At 72.4% G+C, this 6,054-nt stretch carries 7 protein-coding genes; 4 read left to right on the plus strand and 3 right to left on the minus strand.

The genetic code is table 11. The annotated features are described in order from the left end of the window. Positions 1-91: 91 nt before the first annotated feature. The 3 genes from ACWGDE_RS35000 to ACWGDE_RS35010 form a co-directional block, all read right to left on the minus strand. Entirely contained in the window at positions 92-643 is a 552-nt protein-coding gene (locus ACWGDE_RS35000; RefSeq protein WP_453393097.1) for a hypothetical protein, read from the minus strand. 102 nt (positions 644-745) lie between these two features. Continuing rightward, complete coding sequence (locus ACWGDE_RS35005) at positions 746-1,378, minus strand: pyridoxamine 5'-phosphate oxidase family protein (RefSeq protein WP_453393098.1); 633 nt, start codon at positions 1,376-1,378, stop codon at positions 746-748. A 139-nt stretch (positions 1,379-1,517) separates the two neighbouring features. Next, a complete protein-coding gene (locus tag ACWGDE_RS35010; RefSeq protein ID WP_453393099.1) occupies positions 1,518-1,982 on the minus strand; it encodes a VOC family protein in 465 nt (154 codons plus the stop codon). A 62-nt stretch (positions 1,983-2,044) separates the two neighbouring features. Between ACWGDE_RS35010 and ACWGDE_RS35015 the strand changes: the two genes are divergently transcribed. The 4 genes from ACWGDE_RS35015 (at position 2,045) to ACWGDE_RS35030 (ending at position 6,009) form a co-directional block, all read left to right on the plus strand. Further along, the gene (locus ACWGDE_RS35015) at positions 2,045-2,692 is read left to right on the plus strand and encodes a TetR/AcrR family transcriptional regulator (RefSeq protein WP_453393100.1); all 648 of its coding nucleotides are present in this window, start codon (positions 2,045-2,047) and stop codon (positions 2,690-2,692) included. 88 nt (positions 2,693-2,780) lie between these two features. Continuing rightward, complete coding sequence (locus tag ACWGDE_RS35020) at positions 2,781-3,431, plus strand: GNAT family N-acetyltransferase (protein WP_453393101.1); 651 nt, start codon at positions 2,781-2,783, stop codon at positions 3,429-3,431. 250 nt (positions 3,432-3,681) lie between these two features. Further along, complete coding sequence (locus ACWGDE_RS35025) at positions 3,682-4,404, plus strand: dienelactone hydrolase family protein (protein ID WP_453393102.1); 723 nt, start codon at positions 3,682-3,684, stop codon at positions 4,402-4,404. Positions 4,405-4,593: 189 nt separating this feature from the next. Further along, on the plus strand, positions 4,594-6,009 hold the full coding sequence (locus ACWGDE_RS35030) for an amidase (protein WP_453393103.1): 1,416 nt from the start codon (positions 4,594-4,596) through the stop codon (positions 6,007-6,009). The last annotated feature ends 45 nt before the right edge of the window (positions 6,010-6,054 follow it).

Genomic DNA, 6,054 nt, shown 5'->3' on the forward strand with positions numbered 1-6,054 from the left:
GGGAGGCGACGCGGAGCGTCGTCGACCGACGACAACGCGGCGAGGTGCGGTGCCGGGCGGCGCGGGCCCGGCCTGATCCGAAAGACACGCCCTAGCGCACCCAGCCGGTGAATCCCTGCCCGGCCGCGGGCGTCCGGCCGGTGTACGCCTGCCCGGCGGCGGGCGGCCTGCCCGTACCGCGGTCGGCCGCGGGCTCCAGGGCGGCGGCGACGGCCCGTACCAGCCAGGCGTTGACCGAGAGCCCCTCGCGGCTCGCCGCGTCCTCGACCCGGACCTTGAGCTGGGCCGGCGGGCGGAAGTTGATGCGCGAGATGGCGCCGTCCTCGACGTCCACCGGGGCCGGTGGCATGGGCGCCGGCGGCGGTGCCGGGGCCTCGCGCTCGCCGAAGATGTCCGGGGCGGGCGGGGCCGTGACCACGAACTCAGGGTTGAGCCCCCGCAGTCGTACGTCGACCGAGCCGGGCGCCAGGTCGCGGGTGACCTCTTCCATCGCGTCGGACAGGGCGTTCAGCAGGGTCAGCCGGGCGGCCGACTCGAGCTGGGCGGTGAGCCGGTCGGCCAGCGCACGTGCTTCGTCTCCCCCGGCTGCGGCGGCGACGCCGAGTTCATGCCGGAGGTTGTCCACGTAGGGAGTGAGGTCCATAGCACAAGCATGGCACCATCGTGGCGCCACGGCAAGTCACATGGCGCCACGATGGTGCGGGAGTCGTACCGCGCGGGTCCTCGCGGCCCACCGCCCCCGCGGTCAGATGTACATGTTCTTCTCGTCGTACGAGGGCCCGTAATAGCGCTCCAGCTGCTCCAGGGACTCGTGCGTGCGCTCCAGGCTCTTCGAGATCCTCGCCCTGGAGGGGGCCGCCTCGGGGTTCCAGGTCGCCGGCTTCCACAGTGCGGAGCGCACGAACGCCCGGGAGCAGTGGAAGTAGGCCTGTTCGACCTCGACGAGGAGGGCGAGCGTCGGGCGGTGCCCCTTGACGGTCAGGTCGTCGAAGAAGGGCGCATCGCGGAGCAGCCGGGCCCGGCCGTTGATGCGCAGGGAGTCGCCACGGCCCGGGATCAGGAAGAGCAGGCCGACGTGAGGGTTGGTGAGGATGTTGCGGTAGCTGTCCGCGCGGCGGTTGCCGGGGCGGTCCGGGATCACGAGGGTGGTGTCGTCGAGGACCTTGGTGAAGCCGGCCGGGTCGCCCTTGGGCGAGACGTCGCAGGTGCCGTCGGCGGCGGACGTGGAGATCAGGCAGAGCGGGGACTGCGCGAGCCACTGCCTGTGGTGGTCGTGAAGGGTCCGCCGTTCCTTGTGGAGGGCCACGGGGCTGGGTTCGCCGAGCAGCTCGCGCAACTCCCCCTCGGTGGTGATCTCCTCGAACGCGTCCGTGTCCATTTCCCGCCCCCGTCTGCTCGTACGCGGGCGGCCGGACCGCCGCCCTGCCGCGACTATGCCACGCCCCTCCGGGCCGCGGCGGCCCCCGAAGGGTGAGGGGAACCGCGCCGCGGGACGCCCCGCCTCCGCACGGAGGGGTCTATGCGGAGCCTTCTTCGGGTTCGGCTCCGGTGACCGGGCGGCCGTACCCGGGGCGCGCCGAGTGGTCGTTGCCGTGCGCGGCCCAGCTGTAGAGGTGCAGTTCGAGGCCGTCGGGGTCGTTGAACACCAGCAGCCAGCCGACGGACGCCTCGATGAGGGGCGAGTGCGGAACGTCCTGCGCGTCCAGATGCGCGGCCCAGGCCTCCACGTCGGTCCGCCCCTGTACGGCGAAGCTGACGGGATCGAAGCCCTGGCAGCCGCGCGCCGCCTCCGGGTTCTCGCGGAACGCGACGAGGGTGTCCCCCAGGCCCGGCACCTCTCCGGCCGCGCCCCGTACGACTCCGTCGGCATCGGGGAACTCCAGCGTGACCTTGAGACCGAAGACGCGGCCGTACCACTCCAGGGAGCGGGGGAGGTCGGTGACGGGGATCTTCACATGGTGGATACCGGCGAGCACGGGCATGATGGCGTCCCCTCATTTTCACCGCAGCCTCACTGCGGCTAATTACCTTTAGAATGCTCCCCATGACCGACCCCGTCAAGCACAAGCGTCAGTACCGCTCCACCAAGCGGGCCGCCTCCGCGACGGAGACCCGCGCCCGCATCCGGGCCGCGGCCGCGGAGCTGTTCGCCCGGCAGGGCTACGTCGCCACGAAGATGAAAGAGGTCGCGGCGCTGGCGGGGGTCGGCGAGCGCACCCTCTACGACGCCTTCCCCACGAAGGCCGCACTGTTCGGCCACACCCTCGGCGTCGCGACCGTCGGCGACGAGGAACCAGTCCGCGTACGCGACCGGCCGCAGATACGGGCAGTCCGCGAGGAGGCCGACCCCCGGGCGGCCATCGCGGACATGACCGCCTACCTCAGCGATCTCCTGGACCGCGCCGGCGACCTGATCATGGTCAGTGTCGAGGCCGCGGGCGCCGACCCGGACATGCGCGCGGCCGCCGACGCGGGCGCGAAGGCCACCCACGAGGTCTACCTGGCGCTCACCACGGCCCTCCACGAGCAGGGCGCCCTGCGCCCCGGCCTCGACGCGGCCACCGCCGCCGACATCTTCTACGCCCTGGGCTCCCCCCACATGCACCAGCTGCTGCGCCGCCACCGAGGCTGGACGGCCGAGGGCTACCGCGCCTGGCTGGAGCGCGTACTGATCAGCGAACTGCTGGACTGACACGGCCCGCGACCGGGTCCGGGAGGCCGCCGGCGACGAGCGGAGAAATCCGGTGGTCGCGGCCTGAAAGCACTCATAGCATCCGCCCATGACCGAATTCACCGGGCTCACGGACGACGAGCACGACGCGCAGGCCGAGACTGAGGCTGAGACCGATGCCGATGCCGATGCCGATGCCGATGCCGGGAGGGTAATTTCCTGGCCGGCCAAGTCCGTCGGCCTCGCGGTTCTCGACACGGACGACGCCGAGCTCGTGCACGGCTGGCGATCCGACCCCGAGGCCGCCCATCACATGGGCATCTGGCCGCGCTCACTCACCGCCCTCCGCGAGCGCATCGAGCGCGACATCGAGGACGAAGACCGCGACGACTTCCTCGTCCTCGTTCCGGACGGCACCCCTGTCGGCCACGTCGCACTGGCCGGCCAGAACATCGTCGACAGCACGGCTCGGGTCGAGCTGATGCTCGCTGCCCGGCATCGCGGACACGGCCACGGCTCCGCAGCCCTCGACGCCGTGGTGGACCTGGCCTTCGGTGAACTCCCGATGTACCGGCTCACGGCGGAAACCCACACCGACAACGCCCCCGCGCTCGCCGTCCTCGCCAAGGCCGGCTTCACCCAGGAGGGGATCAGCCGCGCCGCCTGCTTCCACCGCGGCCGCCGCCACGACCTCGCCGTGTTCTCACTGCTCCGCCCCGAATGGGAAGAGCTGAACCGTCCTCGCGCCTGGGACGCCTGACCCGGCGGAGCGCGTGCCCGCCACTCGGCCCGGCCCGGCACCGCACTCCCCTCCGGCGGCGGGGCCTCCGCCCACGAAAACCGTTTGGCGGACCGCGCCGGCCGCTGCTACTTTCCCGGAAGCCGTGCAAGAGAACGAGGAGGTGGTACCCGTGAACGCAGTATCGACATGGGTGCTCCCCTCCGGGGTCACGGCCGGGCGATAGGTCGTCCGGGAGCGCCGTTCAAGAGCCCTCCCGAAAGGCACGACCATGCATTTCATTTCCGAGCAGCGCCTCGACGACGGCGTCGTCGAACGCGAGTTCACCCTCGGCGAGATCCCCGGCACCCTGTGGACGCCCGAATCCACCGCACCGGTCCCCCTGATCCTGATGGCCCACAACAACGGCCTGCCCAAGGGTGCTGCCCGCCTGGTGGCCCGGGCCCGGCACTCCGCGTCGCACGGCTACGCGGTGGCCACCATCGACGCCGCCGGGTGCGGTGACCGGCCCCGTTCCGCCGCCGCCGAACAGGCCCGCGCCGAACTCCGCCGGGCGATGCAGGCCGGCGAGCCGGTCGACGAGATCTTCGAGTCCTTCATCGGCCCGCTGGTCGAGAACGCGGTCCCGGAATGGCGGGCCACCTTGGACGCCGTCCTCGCGCTGCCCGGGATCGGCGGCCCGGTCGGGTACTCGGGATGGACCGCCCTCGGCATCCGGCTCGCGGCGACCGAGCCGCGCATCGCGGCCGCCGGCTTCTTCGCCGGGGGCTACGTGCCCCACGCCCAGCGTGAGGAGGCCCAGCAGGTCACCGTTCCGCTGCTGTTCCTGCTGCAGTGGGACGACGAGGGGAATCCCCGGCAGCGGGCGCTGGACCTGTTCGACTCCTTCGGCGCCGAGGAGAAGACGCTGCACGCCAATCCGGGCGGGCACACCGGCACCCCGTGGTTCGAAGTGGAGGACGGGGCACGGTTCTTCGGCCGGCACCTGAAGTGAGGCCGGGCCTCCGGGCCGACCTCAGAAGGCAGGCGGCGGGGCCGCGTACGCGACTGCGGCCGCGGCCCCTGCCCGGGGAGTCCGGCGGGATCGAAGACGGCTCGAATGGGCCGGTGAACTCCTCGCGTGTTACTTGGCGGTAGGGAATGATGGCGGACGACCATCCACACGGCGGGGGGCTAGGCAGCAGTGACGACTTACGACGAACGGGCCGGCGTGCACGCGTTCCGGGACGACGCCCTGGGAGAGCACGACGCCGTCGGTCTCGCCGCGGCGATCCGGCGGGGCGAGGTCTCCCCCGCCGAGGCCGCCCGGGACGCCGGGGAGCGGGTGCGGGCGGTCCAGGGACGGCTGGGCGCGGTCCAGGTGCATGTCGACAGCCCGGTGCCCGCCGCCGGAACGGGCGGCGCTTTCGCCGGGGTGCCGACCTTCGTCAAGGACAACACCGACTACCAGGGGCTGCCCACGGGCCACGGCAGCGCCGCGTTCCGGCCGAGGCCGGCACGGCAGCACGCGCCGTTCACCCGGCAGTTCCTGAGCAGCGGAGTCACGGTACTGGGCAAGACCCGGCTGCCCGAGTTCGGGTTCAGTCCGACCACCGAGTACGACGGCGCGGAGCCGGTGCGCAATCCGTGGAACACGGACTACTCGGCGGGCGGTTCATCGGGCGGCAGTGCCGCGCTGGTCGCGGCCGGCGCCGTGCCGATCGCGCACGCCAACGACGGTGGTGGCTCGATCCGGATACCCGCGGCCTGCTGCGGGCTCGTCGGCCTCAAGCCGAGCCGTGGCCGCGTCGTGGCGAGTGCCCTGAGCCGCCCACTGCCGATCGACATCGTCTCCGACGGGATCGTGAGCCGTTCCGTGCGGGACGCCGCGGCGTTCCTCGGCGCCGCGGAGACCTACCGGCGGAGCACCGAGCTGCCGCCCCTGGGCCTGGTCGAGGGCCCCTCGGGGCAGCGGTTGCGCATCGGGTTCGTACTGGACTCCCCGATCGGCGTGCACTCCGACGCCTCCACCCGGGCGGCGGTCCTGGAGACCGTGGAGGCGCTCGGACGGCTCGGACACACCGTGGAGCCGGTGGAGTTGGGCATCGACCCGAGCTTCGCCGACGATTTCCTCACGTACTGGGGGATGCTGTCCTTCCTCCTCGGCGTCACGGGCCGGACCCTCGGCGAGGGCTTCGACCGGCACCGCATGGACGGTCTCAGCCGGGGGCTGCGCGAGGAGTACGTGCGGAACTGGCGCCGGACTCCGGGCGTGGTGCGACGGCTGAAGCGGACGAGGGAGGCGTACGCCGCGACCTTCCGCGGGCTCGACCTCGTGATGTCGCCGGTGCTCGCCCACACCACGCCGCCGATCGGCCACCTCAGCCCGGCCGTTGCCTACGAGAAGCTGATCGAGCGGATCCTCGCGTACGTGGCGTTCACGCCGGTCGACAACGTCGTCGGCACTCCGTCGGTCTCGGTGCCCGCCGCGACCGCGACGCCGGACGGGCTGCCCATCGGCGTCATGTTCTCGGCCCGCCCCGGCGCCGAACGCAAGCTGCTGGAGGTCGCGTTCCAGCTGGAGGCCGACCGGCCCTTCCGGCGCATCCAGGACCTCTGACCTCGGCGCCGTCCGGCCGTCCGGCCGTCCGATAGGACCCCGCCG

The sequence above is a fragment of the Streptomyces sp. NPDC054956 genome, from assembly GCF_053609185.1.

Bases quoted from the DNA above. Each gene is read 5' to 3' on its own strand.
- ACWGDE_RS35020 (WP_453393101.1), top strand. From the start codon at position 2,781: ATGACCGAATTCACCGGGCTCACGGACGACGAGCACGACGCGCAGGCC.
- ACWGDE_RS35015 (WP_453393100.1), top strand. From the start codon at position 2,045: ATGACCGACCCCGTCAAGCACAAGCGTCAGTACCGCTCCACCAAGCGG.
- ACWGDE_RS35025 (WP_453393102.1), top strand. From the start codon at position 3,682: ATGCATTTCATTTCCGAGCAGCGCCTCGACGACGGCGTCGTCGAACGC.
- ACWGDE_RS35000 (WP_453393097.1), bottom strand. From the start codon at position 643: ATGGACCTCACTCCCTACGTGGACAACCTCCGGCATGAACTCGGCGTC.
- ACWGDE_RS35005 (WP_453393098.1), bottom strand. From the start codon at position 1,378: ATGGACACGGACGCGTTCGAGGAGATCACCACCGAGGGGGAGTTGCGC.
- ACWGDE_RS35010 (WP_453393099.1), bottom strand. From the start codon at position 1,982: ATGCCCGTGCTCGCCGGTATCCACCATGTGAAGATCCCCGTCACCGAC.